Annotated in this window: 17 protein-coding genes and 1 pseudogene; 3 read left to right on the top strand and 15 right to left on the bottom strand. The window is 40.2% G+C overall.

From position 1 onward, the window contains the following. The first annotated feature begins 332 nt into the window (after nucleotides 1-332). Nucleotides 333-1185 (top strand): annotated as a pseudogene (locus ACN6OV_RS00840) (YbgF trimerization domain-containing protein). A 78-nt stretch (nucleotides 1186-1263) separates the two neighbouring features. Here ACN6OV_RS00840 and lpxA read toward each other — a convergent pair. From lpxA to rimO, 12 genes are all read right to left on the bottom strand, one after another. Continuing rightward, the gene (gene lpxA, locus ACN6OV_RS00835; RefSeq protein ID WP_427948829.1) at nucleotides 1264-2052 is read right to left on the bottom strand and encodes an acyl-ACP--UDP-N-acetylglucosamine O-acyltransferase; all 789 of its coding nucleotides are present in this window, start codon (nucleotides 2050-2052) and stop codon (nucleotides 1264-1266) included. After that, on the bottom strand, nucleotides 2049-2534 hold the full coding sequence (gene fabZ, locus ACN6OV_RS00830) for a 3-hydroxyacyl-ACP dehydratase FabZ (protein ID WP_427948832.1): 486 nt from the start codon (nucleotides 2532-2534) through the stop codon (nucleotides 2049-2051). Before fabZ ends, lpxA begins: the two co-directional genes overlap by 4 nt. Before the next feature lie 5 nt (nucleotides 2535-2539). Beyond that, the gene (gene lpxD / locus ACN6OV_RS00825) at nucleotides 2540-3610 is read right to left on the bottom strand and encodes a UDP-3-O-(3-hydroxymyristoyl)glucosamine N-acyltransferase (RefSeq protein WP_427948827.1); all 1071 of its coding nucleotides are present in this window, start codon (nucleotides 3608-3610) and stop codon (nucleotides 2540-2542) included. Nucleotides 3611-3613: 3 nt separating this feature from the next. Beyond that, the gene (locus ACN6OV_RS00820; protein WP_427948825.1) at nucleotides 3614-4114 is read right to left on the bottom strand and encodes an OmpH family outer membrane protein; all 501 of its coding nucleotides are present in this window, start codon (nucleotides 4112-4114) and stop codon (nucleotides 3614-3616) included. Between the two features lie 40 nt (nucleotides 4115-4154). After that, a complete protein-coding gene (gene bamA, locus ACN6OV_RS00815) occupies nucleotides 4155-6695 on the bottom strand; it encodes an outer membrane protein assembly factor BamA (RefSeq protein WP_427948831.1) in 2541 nt (846 codons plus the stop codon). 84 nt (nucleotides 6696-6779) lie between these two features. Beyond that, on the bottom strand, nucleotides 6780-8135 hold the full coding sequence (gene rseP, locus ACN6OV_RS00810) for an RIP metalloprotease RseP (RefSeq protein ID WP_427948823.1): 1356 nt from the start codon (nucleotides 8133-8135) through the stop codon (nucleotides 6780-6782). 3 nt (nucleotides 8136-8138) lie between these two features. Beyond that, nucleotides 8139-9335: a 1-deoxy-D-xylulose-5-phosphate reductoisomerase gene (ispC, locus tag ACN6OV_RS00805; RefSeq protein ID WP_427948821.1), complete on the bottom strand. Its 1197-nt coding sequence runs from the start codon at nucleotides 9333-9335 to the stop codon at nucleotides 8139-8141. After that, the gene (locus ACN6OV_RS00800) at nucleotides 9336-10160 is read right to left on the bottom strand and encodes a phosphatidate cytidylyltransferase (RefSeq protein WP_427948819.1); all 825 of its coding nucleotides are present in this window, start codon (nucleotides 10158-10160) and stop codon (nucleotides 9336-9338) included. Then, complete coding sequence (gene uppS / locus ACN6OV_RS00795; RefSeq protein WP_427948818.1) at nucleotides 10161-10916, bottom strand: polyprenyl diphosphate synthase; 756 nt, start codon at nucleotides 10914-10916, stop codon at nucleotides 10161-10163. Between the two features lie 6 nt (nucleotides 10917-10922). Beyond that, nucleotides 10923-11477: a ribosome recycling factor gene (frr, locus tag ACN6OV_RS00790; RefSeq protein ID WP_427948816.1), complete on the bottom strand. Its 555-nt coding sequence runs from the start codon at nucleotides 11475-11477 to the stop codon at nucleotides 10923-10925. A gap of 79 nt (nucleotides 11478-11556) precedes the next feature. Further along, on the bottom strand, nucleotides 11557-12285 hold the full coding sequence (gene pyrH / locus ACN6OV_RS00785) for a UMP kinase (RefSeq protein ID WP_427948815.1): 729 nt from the start codon (nucleotides 12283-12285) through the stop codon (nucleotides 11557-11559). Between the two features lie 43 nt (nucleotides 12286-12328). After that, nucleotides 12329-13672, bottom strand: a complete 1344-nt coding sequence (rimO, locus tag ACN6OV_RS00780) for a 30S ribosomal protein S12 methylthiotransferase RimO (protein ID WP_427948813.1) — start codon at nucleotides 13670-13672, stop codon at nucleotides 12329-12331. A 349-nt stretch (nucleotides 13673-14021) separates the two neighbouring features. Between rimO and glnL the strand changes: the two genes are divergently transcribed. Both glnL and glnG read left to right on the top strand, forming a co-directional pair. Next, nucleotides 14022-15128 carry a nitrogen regulation protein NR(II) gene (gene glnL / locus ACN6OV_RS00775; protein WP_427948811.1) on the top strand — a complete coding sequence of 369 codons (1107 nt, stop codon included), beginning with the start codon at nucleotides 14022-14024 and terminating at the stop codon, nucleotides 15126-15128. Next, nucleotides 15118-16593: a nitrogen regulation protein NR(I) gene (glnG, locus tag ACN6OV_RS00770; RefSeq protein ID WP_427948809.1), complete on the top strand. Its 1476-nt coding sequence runs from the start codon at nucleotides 15118-15120 to the stop codon at nucleotides 16591-16593. The genes glnL and glnG overlap by 11 nt, the downstream gene beginning before the upstream one ends. A 92-nt stretch (nucleotides 16594-16685) precedes the next feature. Here the strand turns inward: glnG and ACN6OV_RS00765 are convergent, their stop codons facing one another. From ACN6OV_RS00765 to mnmG, 3 genes are all read right to left on the bottom strand, one after another. Further along, the gene (locus ACN6OV_RS00765; protein ID WP_427948807.1) at nucleotides 16686-17012 is read right to left on the bottom strand and encodes a hypothetical protein; all 327 of its coding nucleotides are present in this window, start codon (nucleotides 17010-17012) and stop codon (nucleotides 16686-16688) included. A gap of 109 nt (nucleotides 17013-17121) precedes the next feature. Continuing rightward, nucleotides 17122-18330, bottom strand: a complete 1209-nt coding sequence (gene mhpT, locus ACN6OV_RS00760) for a 3-(3-hydroxy-phenyl)propionate transporter MhpT (protein WP_427948805.1) — start codon at nucleotides 18328-18330, stop codon at nucleotides 17122-17124. 351 nt (nucleotides 18331-18681) lie between these two features. After that, nucleotides 18682-20562, bottom strand: coding sequence for a tRNA uridine-5-carboxymethylaminomethyl(34) synthesis enzyme MnmG (gene mnmG / locus ACN6OV_RS00755; protein WP_427948804.1), 1881 nt, complete (start codon nucleotides 20560-20562; stop codon nucleotides 18682-18684). Nucleotides 20563-20784: the final 222 nt, after the last annotated feature.

Raw genomic sequence — 20784 nt, 5'->3', positions numbered from 1 at the left:
CCTGGCGGGGTTCGTAGAGTACAATTGCGAAGTAACCGGCAGGGCTACCATTGCAAGAACAGAGTATAGAGATTTTTAATAAAGTTGCAAGCCAAAAACTTGGTTTTACATCAAGTCTTTAACCATTTGATTATTTATAAATCAATGTCTATTTAGATTATGTAGAAAGCATGAAAATTCTTGACCCGTTATTTACTTTAATACACAACAAGATTGTAAAAGCTTATTGCAATTCATAAGTTTGGCGTTTTTAATGTGTTATCGCTTTATCAATTGGCTGTCTGTGATAAAAATATTCAAAGCAGCTCAGTTCGGAACTAAATGGAAATTTTATGATGCTCAAAAAGCATATGCTCTGTGCCCTCACCCTTTCTTGCTCTGGTGCGCTCTATGCCAATATTCCAATCGAATCTAAAGGGCTCAGTGGCGCAAATAACGGAACGGTATATACCGCAAATAGCACTGCCATGCAGACTGGCGGTGCGGCAACACCAACATCGACCAATCTCAATTGGCAACTGATGCAAAAAAATCAGCAATTAGAAAGTGAATTACGTACGCTACGCGGCAAAATGGAAGAACAAGATAATGAAATTGAAAAACTGAAAAGTGAACTGACCAATCGTTATGCTGATTTAGACCAACGTCTGGAACTTCTACAACAAAAAATAGATCCTGCTGAAGATACTGGCGCAACGGAGGATAACCAACAAGGTATATCTCCCAGCACCTAATAGTGTAAAAGCAGCAGCTGTACAACCTGCTATTAGCTCATCATCTGTATCAACAACACCTGTAAATGCTGGTGGAGATACGCTAGAACTTGAAAAAGCAGCCTACACTGTTGCCTTAGATGCGTATAAACAAGGTGGTGCGAAAAAAGCCATCGCACCAATGCAAAATTTTATTAAAAATAATCCAAACAGTGTTTATATTGGCAATGCTTATTTTTGGTTGGCTGAATTCAATCTCGCGATTGAACCCACCAACTATGCAGAAGCAAAAAAGAACTACGGGATAGTGGCTGACAAGTACCCAGATTCAAGTCGTGCACCACGGGCTTTATATCAACTTTATAGCATTGCAAAAGATGTAGATCGTAATACCGTTTTAGCAACGCAATTAAAAAATAAACTTCTGCAAAAATATCCAAAATCTGAAGAAGCAGGTTATGTTAAAAAATAAGCTATCTCCATTCTAAGCAATAAAAAAAGACACTACAAAGTGTCTTTTTTTATTGCTTATTTTTTTACTGAGTTTCACTTAACGCACAATACCGCGTTTTGATTGTTCAAGAGAATCAATCAATAATTGCGCTTCTGCAACTTCAGGCAAAATTTCATTACGAATTCGCTCAATCGCTTCGTTAGTTGTTAAACCATCTTTATAGATGAGTTTAAAGCATTCACGTAAGCCTTGAATCACATTTTTAGACCAACCCTTACGGCGCATACCCTCAATATTCATCGCAAATGCATGGGCTGGATTGCCAGAAACCATCACATAAGCAGGCACATCTTTAAGAATCAAGGATGCTCCACCAATCATACTGAAAGAGTCAATCTTACAGAACTGATGAATCCCAGAGTTACCACCTACAATAACATAGTCGCCAATGTGAACGTGACCTGCAACGCCGACATTATTGGCAAAAATATTGTGATCACCAACCATGCAGTCATGTGCAATGTGCGTATTAACCATCAGTAAATTATGGCTGCCCACTTTTGTTAAGCTATGATCTTGAACTGTACCACGGTGCAAACTACAGTGCTCACGAATTGAATTGTGATCACCAATTTCCAACCAAGTTTCCTCACCTGCATATTTCAGGTCTTGGCAAACTTCACCCACACTTGCAAATTGAAATATTTCATTATATTGACCAATACGGGTATATCCACCCACCACAACATGTGAATGTAGTTTACTACCTGCCCCAATTGTGACATTTGGTCCAATAATACAATACGGACCAATCTGCACATCTGGAGCAATTACTGCAGATGCGTCAATGATAGCGGTAGGATGAATTAATTCGTTATTGCTCATGCTTTCTCTATTTTCTGATGCGAAACCATAATTTCCGCGGTTGCTGCGACAATACCATCAACGGTAGCAATACAATTATATTTGTAAATGCCACGTTTTTGCATCACTAATTCAGATTTTAAAACAAGTTGATCGCCTGCAACCACTTGTTTTTTAAATCTAACCTTTTCTGCACCAGCAAATAGGAACAAAGAACCAGCAGAAGGTTTCTCATCATTCATGATAAAACCTAAAATACCAGAAACTTGTGCGAGTGCTTCAACAATCAAAACACCCGGCATAATTGGATATTCTGGGAAATGGCCTTGTAAGAATTCTTCGTTAATCGTTACATTTTTATAGCCTACAATCCCGTTATCGGTCACTTCAACAACACGATCAACCAATAAAAACGGATAACGATGCGGCAAATATTCACGGATAGTCTGAATAGACATTGGTAATTCAGGTTTTGTGAATGCTGGGGTATTCGACTCTGTCATCATAATTATTTACGCAATTTAAATGTTGATTCAAGGGACTCTATTTGAGCCTGCATATGATCAAGTCGTTTGACCAATTGGGTCAATGGCACATCTGCTAATTGTTTAAAGCGAATCGCCGCTTTCTTCCATGAACCACTTTCCAGCATTGGCGTACCCGATGAATAACTTCCAGGTTCGGAAATACTTTTTGTGACCATTGACATCCCCGTAATTGTTACATTATCGGTGATATTAATATGACCTACGATACCTACAGCACCTGCCAATATACAATTTTTGCCAATCGTGGTACTACCAGCAATACCACACTTCGCTGCCATTGCTGTATTGGCACCAACTTTGACGTTATGTGCAATTTGCACAAGGTTATCAATAATGACACCGTCTTCAAGAATTGTGTCATCCAAAGCACCCCGATCAATACTACAATTTGAGCCGATTCGGACATCATTACCAATACAAACAGAACCTAATTGTGCGATACGGTGCCATTTCCCTTGATAAGGTGCAAAACCAAATCCTTCACCACCAATGACCGTATTCGCATGAATACGTACGCGATCACCCAGTTTTGCTTCGCCTGTGATGGTGACATGTGAATCAATAAAACATTCTTTACCAATTTCAACACCATCATCTAGCTTAACTTGGGATTCAATCCGACTTCCCTCACCGACTACACAATGCGCACCGATTACCGTGTAATGCCCGATGTAAGCGCTTTCAGCAACGATTGCAGAAGGATGAATTTGAGCGGTACTTTCAATACCCGTATTCACATGTTTCTTTTCAAAAACATGCGTCAAAATTGCAAAGGCAAGATAGGGATTTGGGACAACAATAAAATTTTGTTGCGAAGAAATTTGTGACTGCATTTCAGCAGTCACAATCAGTGCGCCTGCCTGAGAATGCCGTGCCTCAGTCAGGTATTTTTCTGCATTTACAAATGCGAGATGGTGGGATTGGGCATGTTCAATACTTGCCATACCACTCAGTTGTAAATCTGCCTGACCTGTACATTGACCATGTACAAGTTGAGCAAGCTTTTCTAAACTGAATTTTTGAGAATTCATTGATTATTTAATTGCATTAACCTTTTGAATCATTTTATCAGTTAAATCAAACTTAGGGTCATAAGCAAGTGCTGAATTTTTATTCAAAACAACTTCTAAGTTGTTTTCTGTACGTAATTGTTCCGCAACTTGCTTAATTCTTGTGTCCATTGTGCGATTCAAAGTTTGAATATTGCTTTGAACTGAAGTTTGCACTTTTTGTTGCAGATCATTTAACTCTTTTAACTTCGCTTGATATTGCTGACTCATCTGCTGTTTTTGAGCAGCAGTGAATTTATCGCCGCCTTGTTGTGCTTTTTGTTGCAATGCTTCCAACTCTTTCGCCAAGCTCTCAATCTTAGTCGTTTGAGGTTTTACTTGCTGCTGAATTGAGGCATTTTGCTGTTTAATAAAAGCACTTTGTTCAACCACTTTTTCTAAATCTACAACACCATAACCAGCAGCATGCACCATTGCTGTACACGACATACCCACCAAAGCCAAACTTGCGACTATTTTTTTCATTGCCTATCCTTTTAATTTATTTACCCAAAACGGGCCGTACTTAGAAAGTACGACCGATTTCGAATTGAATTTCCTTGGTTTCATCACCAGCTTTGTCATTCAGTGGGAATGCATAACTTAATGAAATTGGACCAATCATGGTAATCCAAGTAAAGCCTGCACCAACGCTATAACGCATATTGTCTGTCTCAAAACCGAAGTTATCTTTACAATATTGCTTAGCGTCTACACCCTCATCATCCAATTTACCATTAAGATACAATTTTCCAGATGGAACGTCACATTGCGTATCAAAAACTTGTGCACCTTCGGCAAACAATACTGGACGCACTTGACGTGCCCAATCCCCTTTAAATGGCACTGGAAGCACCAATTCAGCACCAAACTGAATTAAAGCATTACCACCCACTTCTTCAGGGTCATAATCGATTTTACGAGATTCATTATAAGTTACACCAGGATATTTCGGACCTAAAGTGCTGTTGTCATAACCACGGACTGAGCCAAAACCGCCAGCATAGAAGTTTTTATAGAATGGCAAATCATTACCATAACCTAACTTACCATAACCACGAAGTACGAAGTCTTTGCCCAATGGGAAGAAAGCCTGAGCATCATAAGTTGCTTTTTGATACTCAACATCACTACCCGGAAGTGCCACTTCCGCATTCACACGATGCGACATGCCTGAAGTTGGGAATATCGGACGGTTTAAGGTATTATATGACCAACCAAGATTTAAATTATAAGTTAAGAAATCACCCGAGAATTCATCATCAAATGCGGTAAAGCCAATATCCTTATTTGCTGAGTCTCTACATAATGCTTTAAAATACTCATCATCTTTATCAGTAGGTTTTTCAAGATCTGGGTTTGCAGCTAAGGCAAGGTCCCAGTCTGAAGATATATTCCCTGATGAACAATACTCACCTTGTCCTTTAGCTTTACCACCATGTGTCAACAAATAATCACGAACATATGTAGAAACATATGGCCCTGTGGTCACCTCAGTATTATCAATATTTAAACCTAAACTTACACTTTGGTTTTCATCGATTGGATAACCAAAGTTAACACCTCCACCAAAACTATCCGTTACATAGTTGTTAACGTTATAGTCATCATCTAACTTGGTTTTACGGTAGTACATGTTATAACCACGACGCACACCATCAATGGTGAAGTATGGATCGGTCACACTTAAGTTGTAGTAATCTTGAGTCTCTGAACGTGACAAATCGATCGATACCGCATTCCCCGTACCCAAGAAGTTGGTTTGACTTAAACCCGCTTGGAATGTCACACCACCACTTTGCGAGAAACCCACAGCCAAAGTACTAGTACCAGAATGTTGTTCTTCCACTGCGACATTTAAGTCAATTTGATCCGGTGTACCTGGAATACGTGCAGGTTTAACATCTACAGTTTTAAAGAAACCTGTACGTTCTAAACGCACTTTAGACAAGTCAATTTTTTCATTACTTGCTAAAGCGCCTTCCATTTGACGCATTTCACGACGTAAAACTTCATCAGCGGTCTTTGAGTTACCGGTAAAGTTAATACGGCGTACAGTGACTTGCTGACCCGGATTCACATAGTAATTTAAGTCTACAAGTTTGGTTTCTTTGTTAATTTCAGGAACAATATTGACTTCAGCAAAGTAATAACCTGCATTACCATATTTACGAAGCAATAGCTGTTTTACTGCATTGACTTTTTCTTGTGAATATAAATCGCCATCTTTATATAGTTTTAGGGCATTTAAATCTGCTTGTGTATATAAGGTGTCACCCAAGAAATGCGTTTCACCAAATTTAAATTGTTCACCCTCTTCGACAGAAACTTCAATGAAGACGTGTTTTTTATCTTCACTTAAGTTCAGGCTCGAGTTGGTGACATTAAAATTGATATAGCCTTTATTCAGATAAAGCGCACGTAAAGACTCAAGGCTTGCCGCCATTTTTTCACGTGCATAACGGTCATTACGTGAAACAATAGAGTTCCAACCACTTTCTTTTAAAGCAAAGACTTGTTTAATTTCACTTTCTTTAAAGACGGTATTACCAATAATATTGATGTCAAAAACTTTTGCAGACTGACCTTCAACAAATTCAATTAATACATTAACGCGGTTATTGGGCTGCGCAGTCGTTGTAACTTTGACATCCGCATCGTAACGACCTTGTTGCATATATTGCTGTTCAAGTTCGGTTTCGACCGTTTGTAAAGATGATTTCTTCAGAACTTCACCTTCTGAAAGACCCATTTTTTTCAGGCCTTCTTCCAGTGCTTCTTTTGGAATAAGTTTATTGCCTTTCAGCTCAACTTTAGAAATGACCGGACGCTCAACAACGGTATAGACCAATGTATTGCCAACTTGTGATGACTTCACATCATCAAACAAGCCTGACGCAAATAGACTACGAATAGAACTTGAAATGATTTGATCATTTACACGATCGCCAGCGGTGAATGGGATCATTCCTGCTACATTGTCAGGTGTTAAACGCACCAAACCATCAACTCGAATATCTTGTACTACAAAATCATCGGCTGCATATACTTGTTGTGCTACAGCCATAGCACTAACCAGTGCCAATGGCATAAATAAATGTTTGTGCTGCATGCCAGTTTTTCCGCTGTTAATTTATTCCGTATTACGTTCTTATAAACGCATAATGTCATTGAATAGAGCCAGTAGCATCATACTACCGAGCAATACCATACCAATTTTTAATCCAACCAATTGTATTTGTTCAGAAACAGGTTTACCACGAATTAATTCAATAAAATAGTAAATTAAATGACCGCCATCAAGCATTGGAATTGGTAATAAATTCAAAATCCCGAGGCTCACACTCATGAGTGCCATAAAGGAAATAAAGGTTTGCCAGCCCATTTCCGCACTTTGACCTGCCACTTTTGCAATGGTAATTGGCCCTGAAAGGTTATCTAGACCCACTAAACCACGTACCATTTTTACAATAGAATTTAAAATCATGCCAGAAATTTGACCTGTTTTTTCTACCGCCTTACCTGCTGCTTCAACAGGGGTATATTGAATTGTTTGTTTATATTCCGCTGGAACTGTTACTTTTCCGGGGTCGCTTTGGACACCAAGTATTCCTGTAACTTTACCCATTTGGTCCCGCTTACCTTGCGGCATTACTTCCAAATGTACAATTTTATTTTGTCGTAAAACTTCAATTTTAAGTAACTTTTCTGGTGAGGCTTGTACAACTTGTACAACATCAAACCAGTCTTTCATTTTTACGCCATCAATCGACACAATACGGTCGCCCTGCTTCATCCCCTGACGAATAGCAGCACCATCTTCACTCAACTTAGAAACCACTGCAGGAATTTCTGGGCGATAAGGCGTAAAGCCCAACACATCTAAAGGTGATTGAGATTGATCGCGTAAAAAACTCTGAATCGGTAAACTAAAATTTTTAAACTGTCCATCACGTTCAGCTTGAATCTGAATATTGCCAGTCTCACCCACACGGTCAACTAAGGCGTAATTTAAACGCTCCCATGTTGAAACTTGTGTACCATCCACGGCTGTAATTTTATCACCTGCTTGCATTTGAACCGCAGCGGCAGGTGTATTGGGCAATACCTTACCAACGCGCGTATTGAGTTGCTCTTGAGCAGGTAAAAATAAAATCCAAAATAGAACAATAGCAAATGCCAGATTGATCAGTGGGCCTGCGGCAACAATTGCAATACGTTTCCAAGGATGTTGGCGATTGAACGCTTTCGGTAAATCCTCTTCAGCAACATTACCCTCACGCTCATCCAGCATTTTGACATAGCCGCCAAGAGGCAATGCTGAAAGCTGATACTGAATGCCTGATTTTTTGGAGGTCCATTTCAACACCGTTGGACCAAAACCAATTGAATAGACTAGGACTTTCACACCCAATTTACGCGCAACAAAATAATGCCCAAATTCATGGATCGCAATAAGCGGTCCGAGAAGCAATATTGCTGCAACAATCATAAATAAGGCATTCATGTTTTAACTTCCTGAATTCAATACGGCTTTCTCTGCAACTATGCGTGCAGCTTGATCTGCTTGTAAGATCACTTCAATACTACTTGCTGCACTATTTTCAATTTGACCTAATGTATGTTCAACAATTTGTGGAATTTGAGTAAAACCAATTTGTTCATTCAAAAATGCAGCAACCGCGACTTCATTTGCTGCATTCAATACCGCAGGTGCCAAACCACCTGCTTTCATTGCTTGACGCGCTAATTTTAAAGCAGGGAATCGTTTGATATCTGGTTCTTCAAAATTAAGCTGTGAATGACAAAATAAATCCAAAGGTGGAACATGTGTCTGTATACGCTCAGGCCATGCGAGTGCATGCGCAATTGGCGTACACATATCAGGATTACCCATTTGCGCCAAGGTTGAACCATCAACATATTGAACCATTGAATGAATGATACTCTGTGGATGCACAACAACTGTTACAAATTGTTCTTCAACTGCAAATAAATGACAGGCTTCAATCAACTCCAAACCTTTATTCATCAAGGTCGCAGAATCAACCGAAATTTTCCGCCCCATCGACCAGTTTGGATGCTTACACGCTTGAGCTGGAGTAACGGTTTCCAACTGCTCCAAGCTATGTTTCAAAAATGGACCGCCTGAGGCAGTGAGCAAAATTTGCTGTACCCCCATTTTAGGTTGCCCATTACGTTCTTTCTGTAAATACGTTTGCGGCAAACACTGAAAGATTGCGTTGTGTTCCGAGTCTACAGGAAGTAGTAAGGCATTATTTTCACGTGCAGTTTGAATCATGATGTCACCCGACATCACCAATGCTTCTTTATTTGCCAGCAACACACGCTTACCTGCTTTTGCAGCAGCTAATGTAGGCAACAAACCTGCAGCACCAACAATCGCAGCCATCACCACATCCACTTCTGGATGTTCTGCAACAGCGATTAATCCTGCTTCATCATGCAGGATTTCAATATCGGCAAGCTGTTCTTGAATCAATAATTGGCGCAGCTCATCCACTTTATTTTGTGGAACCACTGCGATTTTCGGTCGATACTGTTTGCAAATTTTTACAAGTTCTACAATTCGGCTATGTGCGGTTACAGCAAAAACAGAATACGCCTCAGGGTGTTTTTGCAGAATCTTTAAAGTACTTTGACCAATTGATCCTGTAACACCCAATATACAAACAGATTGTGACATCTATAAATCTACGCCAATAAGTTTTAAAACATACATACCAGCTGCAAAAATCGGAGCTGCAGCAAGTAACGAGTCAATACGATCCAATACGCCACCGTGTCCAGGCAAAATACGACCCGAATCTTTGATTCCTGCACGACGCTTAATCATCGATTCAAATAGGTCGCCGAGCACCGAACTAAAGACAGTCACGACAGAAAGAATTAAAAATAGAAGATGTTCAGCAAGGCTTAAGTCTAGATAAATAACTTCAACCACCACCACAATCAACATTGCAGTGAATAAGCCACCATATAAACCTTCAATCGATTTATTTGGACTGACATCGGCAGCAAGTTTTCGCTTACCTAATTTACGTCCAACAAAATACGCACCACTATCTGCCCCCCAAACCAAGAGGAAGAGATACATGAGCCACCAAGGTGAACTATCCCATACAGAAAAAATTGCAGTGACGGCTGCTGAAATGAGAACTAAACCAATACCGTTTAAACTTGGGTTATACCAGTTGTCATACTCTGGATAAGACTTCACCCAGTAAACACTTAAAATCCAAGTAAAAATTGATGCAGCCCAAAGCAATAAAGCCACATCGCTATAATGCAATGCCAATGCTGAAAGAATTGCAGTCACTAAACCATAGCCCCAAGCAAATGGCTTAATCACATTTTTAGTGTTACGAGGCATGAGCTTAAACCACTCATAACCTGCAACAGCTGATGCAATAATCATCAGCACAAGCATTGGATATTTAGACTCGGTTGCAAACATACAACTCAGTACAACTGAAACCAGTACCAATGCGGTTATTATCCGCTCTAACATTTATTTATTCTCAAGTTGCTCTTGTTGAATCTGCTCTGACGTTTTACCAAAGCGACGTTCACGACCACCAAATACAGCCAGTGCATCATCAAACTCTTCTATGGTAAATTCAGGCCATAAGGTCTTGGTGAAATAAAGCTCTGCATAGGCAGCCTGCCAAAGTAAAAAATTCGAAAGACGGAAATCTCCACCTGTACGAATTAACAAATCTACTGGTGGCAAATCACTCAGACTGACATACTGACCAAAAACATCAGCATCCACTGTTTCAAGATCTATTTTATTTGCTAGAACATCTGCTGCAATGTGTTTTGCAGCCTGAGCCATATCCCACATACCACCGTAACTAATCGCAATGGTCAAGGTCATGCTGTCGAAATTAGCAGTCCTTTGTTCCGCATGCAACATTAAGTCACGTAACGTTGGAGATAAACGAGAACGATCACCAATAAAACGTAAGGAAATATTAAATTTTTCCATACGCGGCAACTGCTCATGAATGGTCTCTTCAAGGAGCGCCATGAGTAAATCAACTTCAAATTGCGGTCGATTCCAGTTTTCACTCGAAAAAGCAAAAACAGTCAGTGCTTGGATATTTCTTTTACGACAATGTTCAACGATCGGATCTAGGATGTCCTTACCAGAACGATGCCCTTCACCTTTTTGCATTTGATTCTTTTTGGCAAAACGATTGTTGCCATCCATAATAATGGCAACATGTTTTGGAAGACGGGAATTTTCTTCAGATGAGGTCATTAAAACTTAGACCTTCATCAATTCAGCTTCTTTTGCAGCCAGACGTTTTTCAACTTCAGCAACGAATTTGTCTGTGATTTTTTGGATATCATCACCTGCACGGCGCTCATCATCTTCAGAAATTTCTTTTTCTTTCAATAATGCTTTTATATCACCCAATACATCACGGCGAATATTACGAATCGCAACTTTGGCATTTTCTGCTTCGTTACGTGCAACTTTTTGCATGTCTTTACGTGTTTCTTCAGTTAATGCTGCCATTGGAACACGAATTGCATCAGCTGTGATTGGGTTTAAACCCAAGTCTGATTCACGAATCGCTTTATCGATTGCAGCAACCATTGAACGTTCAAAAGGTTGTACAAGTAAAGTACGCGAGTCTTCAACACCCACGTTTGCAACTTGGTTTAATGGCACATCAGAGCCATAGTAAGGAACCATAACACCATTCAAAATAGATGGATGCGCACGTCCCGTACGAACTTTAGCAAAACCATGCTCTAGTGAGTCTAGAGACTTGCTCATACGGTCTTCCGCGTCTTTTTTAAGATCGTTAATCATGTGATCTTCCTTACTGAATTCGAAAAGATGTTAATTTTAAAATAGAGTGTAGTATAAAGAGCTTTCTGGCTCACGTACATTAGTTAGTAACGTGAGTACCTTCTTTTTCGCCCATTACAACCGAAAGCAATGAACCCGACTTGTTCATATCGAACACTTGAAGTGGAACATTGTGATCACGACACAAGCAAATTGCGGTTAAATCCATCACACCCAATTTTTCATCAAGCACTTGATCAAATGTTAATGCGTCATATTTCACTGCATCTTCAAATTTACTTGGATCTTTGTTGTAAACACCATCAACTTTGGTTGCTTTCAAAATCAAATCTGCTTCGATTTCAATACCGCGTAAGCAAGCTGCTGTATCTGTAGTAAAGAATGGATTCCCTGTACCCGCAACAAATACACACACTTCACCTTGAGTTAGGTGACGAATCGCATCACGGCTTGAATATGATTCAACTACGGCACCAATTGGAAGTGCAGACATCAAACGTGTTTTGATATTACGGCGTACCAACGCATCACGTAATGCCAAACCGTTCATAACCGTTGCGAGCATACCCATTTGGTCACCTGTTACACGGCCAACTAAACCATCTTTTTGCAATTGGCTACCACGGTACAAGTTACCACCACCAACAACAATTCCAACTTGTACACCCAAACCTACCAAGTGCGCAATTGCTAGAGACATTTGATCAAGCACAGGTGCATCGATTCCCATGTCTTTATTTCCAGCAAGCGCTTCACCAGAAAGTTTTAATAAGATGCGTTCAAAACGTGGTTTTTTAGAATCCAACATCGTAACTCCAATATTAATTAAACTTTAAAATTTTATTTGTGTCTTAGTTTGATTTCACCGAAATCAATTTTGCATACAGATCATATTCGTCTGCATCGGTAATTTCGACTTCGAGCAAATCACCGGCTTTGATGAGTGATTTATCAATATCTTCAACAAAAACATTGCCATCAATTTCAGGGGCATCCGCATAAGAACGTGCAACAGCAACCGGGAATTCTTCTTCCAAGTCATCAACAAGCACTATCATTTTCTGACCAATGCGCTTTTGCAATTTCGCTGCAGAAATTTCTTGCTGAACCTGCATGAAACGTTCATAACGTTCTTGTTTAATTTCTTCAGGCACGTGATCTGGTAAATCATTTGCAGTCGCACCTTCAACCGGTGAATAGGTAAAACAACCAACACGATCAAGCTGCGCTTCTTTTAACCATTCCAATAACATTTGGAAGTCTTCTTCAGTTTCACCAGGGAAGCCCACCACAAATGTCGAACGAATGACAAGATCAGGGCATTTTTCACGCCAAACTTTTAAACGCTCTAGGGTATTTTCACTGTGCGCAGGACGCTTCATCAACTTCAGAATTTTTGGACTTGCGTGCTGAAATGGAATATCCAAATAAGGTAAAATTTTGCCTTGCGCCATCAAGTCAATCACGGCATCGACATGTGGATATGGATAGACGTAATGTAAACGCACCCAAATTCCCAATTGTCCAAGTGCCTCACACATGTCAAAGAATTTAGTTTTGACTGGCTGACCGTTCCAAAAATCAAGTTTATACTTGGTATCCACACCATAAGCCGAAGTATCTTGGGAGATCACGAGTACTTCTTTAACACCTGCTTTTTTCAAGGCTTGCGCTTCGCTTAACACTGAGCCCACAGGACGTGAAACCAGATCACCACGCATGCTTGGAATAATGCAGAATGTGCAACGGTGGTTACAGCCTTCTGAAATTTTCAAATATGCATAATGCTTTGGCGTTAATCGAATCCCTTGCTCAGGAACAAGATCAACAAATGGATTGTGTTTTGGTGGCTCAGGCACATATTCGTGCACTGCTTCCATCACTTCTTGATATGCCGCAGCACCTGTCACTTTTAAGACATTTGGGTGCATTTGGCGAATTTTGTCTTCGTCTTTACCTAAACAGCCAGTCACAATAACGCGACCATTAGAATTCATCGCTTCGCCGATGGCATCTAAAGACTCTTGTACTGCAGATTCAATAAAACCACAAGTATTTACAACAACTAGATCAGCACCATCATAATCCGATGCTACATCATAACCTTCAGTCTTTAACTGAGTTAAAATTCGTTCGGAATCTACCAATGCCTTAGGACAACCTAAAGAAACAAAACCGACTTTGGGGGATTTCATGAATCTGCGCTCCACTATAATCCGCGTATTGTATGTCTTTTCAATTCATAAAAACAGGTAAAAAGGCCACTCTTTATATCACGCACCAAAATAATGCTATAAATTTATCCATATAATTTATTTTGCACTATTTTGATACATTTTCGATTTACAGCCCCTTTTGAATCCGCTATACATTTTATTTAAAGTCTTAAACTTGCGCATTCATTCAAATAAGCATCATAACTTCGCGTTTTTTAATAGTTGGCTTATATCTTGCATAACTTGCATCAATTCAAAACTTAATACAGTTAGCAATTTACTTTATGAAGATGCCATTGCGCCATTTTAAGACAGGAACCTTTCGCTAATGGATCAGACTATGACGATTGATTACCGGCTTTTAGTGGATAACTTAACCACTGCCATTTTATTGGTCGATAGCAACCTTAATATTTTTTATTTAAATTCATCTTGTGAAGCGCTTTTTGACATCAGCTTATTACGTGCATCGGGCCAACCTGTACTAAATCTACTGCATATGTCTAATGATGAATTTAATACGCATGACGCATTAATCAATACACTAACTACAGGTCAGCACTACACGCGTCGTGAAGCCACGATTAATGTCAATTTTAAAGACATTCATGTGGATTACACCGTTTCACAGCTCAACTCAGGCAAACCTTATCACCCTCTACTGATTATTGAGTTAAATCAAATTGATCGTATGTTGAAAATTTCCAAAGAAGAAAACCTGATTCAACAACATCAAGTCGCGCGTCAATTAATTCGTGGGGTTGCGCATGAAATTAAAAATCCCCTCGGTGGCATCCGTGGTGCAACGCAATTGCTCGCGCGCAGTTTAAATGATCCGAAATATAGTGAATTTACCGACATTATTATTAGCGAAGTCGATCGTTTAAGAAATCTTGCCGATACCTTGCTGGGTTCACGCCAACTTCCGAGCTATGAACCTGTAAATGTGCATGAGCCGCTTGAGCGTGTCCGCACGTTAATCGTCAATCAAACCAAAAAGAAAATCAAAATTACTCGTGATTATGATTTGTCCTTGCCGAATGTCTTGGCCGATCGAGATCAACTAATTCAAGTCATGTTGAATATCAGCGTCAATGCAGTACAAGCGATGACTGAAAATAAAGAGTTTTTTGTCGACCACCAACCCGAACTGATTCTCAGAACTCGAATTCAACGCCTTATTACCATCAATGGGGTATTAAAGCGTTCAGCCGTACGTATTGATATCGAAGACAATGGTCCGGGTGTCCCTCAAGACATTTTAGAATCAGTATTTTATCCACTTGTAACAGGTCGCGCCAAAGGCACTGGACTTGGACTAAGCATTGCTCAAAATATTATGCATCAACATAACGGAATGATTGAATGCCAATCCATTCCTGGAAAAACAGTATTTAGCTTATATTTACCTTGGGAGTCAGATCATGTCGCGTAATAAGATTTGGGTCATTGATGATGACCGCGCCATGCGTTGGGTGTTAGAAAAGACCTTTAAAGAAGAAGGATTCGATGTCACCAGCTTTGAAGAAGCACAATCTGCTTTAGATCAATTAAATGTCGATACACCTGATGTGATTTTAACCGACATCCGTATGCCCGGCATTGATGGTCTCACTTTCTTAAGCAAAGTAAAAGGCAATTACCCTGACCTTCCTGTCATTATTATGACAGCGCATTCAGACTTAGAGTCGGCAGTTTCAAGTTATCAAACTGGTGCTTTTGAGTACCTACCAAAACCATTTGATATTGATGAAGCGCTGGCATTGGTGAATCGCGCCATTTTACATATTGCCAAACTACAACAACAAGAATCCACCAAAACAGTTCAACCCATTCGGTCTGCTGAAATTATTGGTGAATCTCCTGCGATGCAGGAAGTATTTCGTGCAATCGGACGTTTATCTCAATCACACATTACCGTGTTGATTAATGGTGAATCCGGTACAGGCAAAGAACTGGTTGCGCATGCCTTACACAAACACTCACCGCGTGGTAACAAACCTTTTATTGCACTTAATATGGCGGCAATTCCAAAAGATTTGATTGAAACTGAATTATTCGGCCATGAAAAAGGCGCTTTTACTGGCGCTAACACCCAGCGTCAAGGGCGTTTTGAGCAAGCCAATGGCGGCACGCTATTCCTAGATGAAATCGGTGATATGCCATTTGAAACCCAAACTCGTTTACTGCGTGTTTTGGCCGATGGTGAATTCTATCGTGTGGGTGGTCACATCCCTGTGAAAGTCGATGTTCGTATTGTCGCAGCCACACACCAAGACCTTGAAAAACTGGTACACGAAGGCCGTTTCCGTGAAGACTTATATCACCGTCTTAATGTGATTCGCATTCACATTCCAAAACTTGCACATCGCAGCGAAGACATTCCCATGCTCGCGCAGCATTTCTTGGCAAGTGCAGGTAAAGAGTTAGGCGTCAGCCCAAAGATCCTGCGTCCTGAAACGCAAGAATATATGCAAAAACTCCCGTGGCAAGGTAACGTGCGTCAACTGGAAAACACCTGCCGATGGTTAACCGTCATGATCACAGGTCGTGAAGTTTACCCTGAAGACCTACCTTCAGAGCTGAAGCAAATTCCAATCCAAGGCAGTGATGGTGAACCAGCCAATCAAGGGATTGACCGCATTGGTGTACATCATTGGGATGAGTTACTCGGTCAATGGGCAGTACAAAAACTTAAAAATGGCGAAATGAAAATTCTCGATATTGCCACACCAATGTTTGAACGCACATTAATTAATGCTGCACTACAACAAACTCGTGGCCGCAAACGTCACGCTGCTGAACTTCTCGGTTGGGGTCGTAATACACTGACACGTAAGCTTAAAGAGCTTGGCATGGACAGTGCTGAAGATGACATTGAAGAAGAAATTGAAAGCTAATTTTTTCAACTTCAAGCATTAAAAAAGCCAGTTACATAACTGGCTTTTATATTTTTAACTTTGCAGCTAAACAATTAAATATAAGTTTACGATTAAGCAGTAAAACCTACATAGCGTGAATAACCTTCCACTCCTAAGTCTGATTTATAAATCAAAAATTCAGGATAAGTCGATGCAGCAATCTCAGTAAACATATGATATTGGTCATCGTTGGCATGTAAGTCATCGACACTATGTTGCATAGTTTGCTCAAATTCATCGGTGATATATTCAAAACCAATATCCATCGCAATAAATAAAATATGCTCACATGGCTGCACATATTGTTCTTGTGACCAATCAATCACTTGTTGTTTGCAATGTGGGCACTGAATATTATCTGATGGCGAAATATCGAGTTCAATCAATTGATAAGACATAAAAGTAAAATTTCATGAGTAATTCCCCTCATTCTATCAAATGATCTGAATCTGAAATCATATTTGTTGCATAAAAAAGGAGCCGTAACTCCTTTTGGAATCTTTTATTTTATTCCTTCTTTTGTGCAGCCTTATAGGCTGAAAGTGTTGCGACTGCAACTGCTGACAATACAATCCCCGGCGCACTTGCAATTAAAATTCCTGTGGTTCCTAAACCAAGGGCTAAAATCTTACCTGTTAATAATGGCCCAGTCATTGCCCCCAAACGCCCCCATGAAATCGCACTTCCTACACCCGTCACCTTACCTGCTGGTGAATAGAAAATTGGGGAAATACCGTACAAAATAGATTGACCACCTGTAGAGAAGATACCGCCCATCACACCTGCCGCAATGAGCAATGGAATCGAACTTGTCGTAAATAATACAAACAGTGCAACAAACAAGCCAGTATAAATAATCACAGCCATTTGCCAAAGTTTAAGACGATCAAATAAATAGCCCAGACCCAGAGTCCCAATTACAGCACCCACTTGGAATACCAACATGATCATAAAAGCTTGTTGTTTCTCCAAACCTTGTTCCATCAACAAGTTCGGCAACCAACTAATCAGGATATAATTCACCATCAAGGTAAAGAAAAACCCTAACCAGAGCGGCAATGTATATTTATAGCGCTGCTCAGCAAAAAGGATTTGCCCCATACTTGGCACAGCTTCAGTTGATGCTGCTTGAACTTTTTCCTGACGTTTATCTTTCAGAATAAGTGCCATCAATGGAAGCAGTAACAATGGTGCTAAACCACCAATCAAGAACAAGGTATGCCATGAGATATCTTTAAATAAGATACCTAATCCTGCAACAAAGATTGCGCCGACTGGCAAACCACAATACATCAAACTATTTAAACGACCACGATTGGCTTCGGTTGCTTCATCCCCTACAACAGAAATCATGGTTGGCATCGCAGCGCCTAAACCAAGACCAGTAAAGAAACGTGCGATATATAAAACTTCTATACTTGGAGCAAATGCCGTAATCGACATAAATACACCAAAAATAAAAATAGACAGCATCAGGACTTTCTTCTGCCCTAAATAATCTGCGATACGGCCGCCAAAAAATGCACCAAACAGCATACCAAATACGCCTAGGCTGAATACATAGCCCATTTGAACTTGGTCTAGGGAAAATGTGGCTGCAATTCCTTTTGCAGCAATACCGGGTGCTTGCAGGTCAAAACCTTCAAAAAATGCCACCCAAAAACACAAAAATACCGTTAGAAATTTTTGCATTTTTCCCGATTGTTGATTTGCCATAATCGAACTCCATTCATTGAGCGTAAATGCACTCATAGGTCATGACATGAAGTGTCTGCTTTATTCTGTTGAATAAATACCACGACAATGGTCGGAATTACTTTCCTACACGGGTTCGACTAAGACTCAAAACTTTGTATAACAAGATCTTACAAGTCTTAATAATTTTTAATTTAATTAAAATACAAACACTTACCACAACCTAAGTTTTTACTAATCAAACCATAGTTAAAACTAATCATGCCTATATTTTTGCCTCCTCTAATGGATGCAATGCCATATTCCATCCACCACATAAACTCCAAATACAAAAAAGCCCGCATTTAGCGGACTTTTTTATATATTTGATTATTATGCAGATTTTTTAGCTTGGTTATTCTTACGAATCGTAATCATCACCAATTGCACTGCTGCTGGTGTCACACCCGGAATACGACTGGCTTGAGCCAATGTTTCAGGACGAACATCTTTCAGCTTTAAAGTAATTTCACGTGATAAACCAGAAACAACATCATAGTCAAAATCAGCAGGAATACGTGTTTCTTCCAGACGCTTCATTTGCGCAACGTCTTCTTGCTGACGGTTAATATAACCCGCATATTTCACCGCAATTTCAATTTGCTCACCCACAAATGCAGATACTTCTGAACCTGTCAATTCAGCAATTTGAGAGAAATTGATATTTGGGCGTTTCAGCAAATCAATGGCATTGGTTTCTTTAGACAGATCATCACCTGTCATTTCAACGAACTTTTTACCCATTGGGTTATTTGGTGCAGCCCAAAGGTGTTGCAAGCGACCTGTTTCAGTTTCAATCGCTTCCATTTTTGCACAGAAAGAATCCCAGCGCGCATCATCTACAAGACCAAGTTCACGACCAATAGCTGTTAAGCGTTGATCTGCATTGTCTTCACGCAACATCAAACGGTATTCAGCGCGTGAGGTAAACATACGGTACGGTTCTTTTGTACCAAGTGTAATCAAGTCATCTACAAGAACACCCATATATGCTTCATCACGTTTTGGTGTCCATTGCTCTTGATCCCACGCACGACGCGCTGCATTCAAACCAGCAAGCAAGCCTTGCGCACCTGCTTCTTCATAACCGGTTGTACCGTTGATTTGGCCAGCAAAGTACAGGTTATTAATTGCTTTGGTTTCTAAAGAGAACTTCAAGGCTTGTGGGTTAAAATAGTCATATTCAATCGCATAACCCGGACGCAGAATATGCGCATTTTCCATACCACGGATTGAACGCACCAATTCAAACTGCACATCGAATGGTAAAGATGTTGAAATACCATTTGGATAAAGCTCATGGGTGTCTAAACCTTCGGGTTCCAAGAACACTTGATGCGAGTCTTTATCGGCAAATTTATGAATTTTATCTTCAATCGATGGGCAGTAACGCGGACCAACACCTTCAATCATACCAGTATACATCGGTGAACGGTCTAACCCGCCACGAATGATCTCATGGGTACGTTCATTGGTGTGTGTGATGTAGCAATTAATTTGCTCAGGATGCATAGACGCATCCCCCATGAACGACATGGTCGGCGATGGAAAATCACCCGGTTGTGCGGTCATCACAGAGAAATCAACTGAACGCGCATCAATACGTGGTGGCGTACCGGTTTTTAAACGACCAACCGGTAGGTTCAATTCACGTAGGCGCGCAGCCAATGAAATTGAAGGAGGATCACCTGCACGGCCGCCTGAAGCATTATTTAGGCCAATGTGAATCACACCGCCCAAGAATGTACCTGTGGTTAACACAACTGTTTTCGCATCAAAGCGAATACCCATTTGTGTCACCACACCTTTTACGGTATCGCCTTCGACAATTAAGTCATCCGCTGCTTGTTGGAAAATATCCAAGTTGGCTTGATTTTCTAGCGTATGGCGAATGGCAGCCTTAAAACGTACACGATCAGCTTGCGCACGTGTTGCACGTACTGCTGCACCTTTACGTGAGTTCAAAATACGGAATTGAATACCACCTTTATCGGCAGCCAATGCCATCGCACCGCCCAAGGCATCAATTTCACGTACTAAATGTGATTTACCAATACCACCAATGGCCGGGTTACAGCTCATCTGCCCTAAAGTCTCAATATTATGAGTTAAGAGCAAAGTCTGTCGACCCATACGTGCCGCAGCTAATGCTGCTTCTGTACCCGCGTGACCGCCGCCGATAACAATGACATCGTAAACTTTAGGATAATGCATAGTGGTAAAGGAGAATAAAAAGAATGACGAAAGATTATAGCAAAATTTCACCAATAAGTTGACTGATTCACTCTAATTTATTGTGATTACATCATCAGCTTGGTATTCATTTTATGTGTACACATACATTATTTTCATATTCAACACGCCAATCTCAACTTTTAATTAAGTTTTCCAACTGTAAAGGAGGATTACCTAATTGAGAATTTAAAACGACTGAAA

Origin of the sequence: Acinetobacter sp. (assembly GCF_050285345.1) — a bacterium.
Classification (GTDB): domain Bacteria; phylum Pseudomonadota; class Gammaproteobacteria; order Pseudomonadales; family Moraxellaceae; genus Acinetobacter.
The sequence above is the reverse complement of the archived record's forward strand: the minus strand, read 5'-3'. Positions and strand labels throughout refer to the sequence as shown.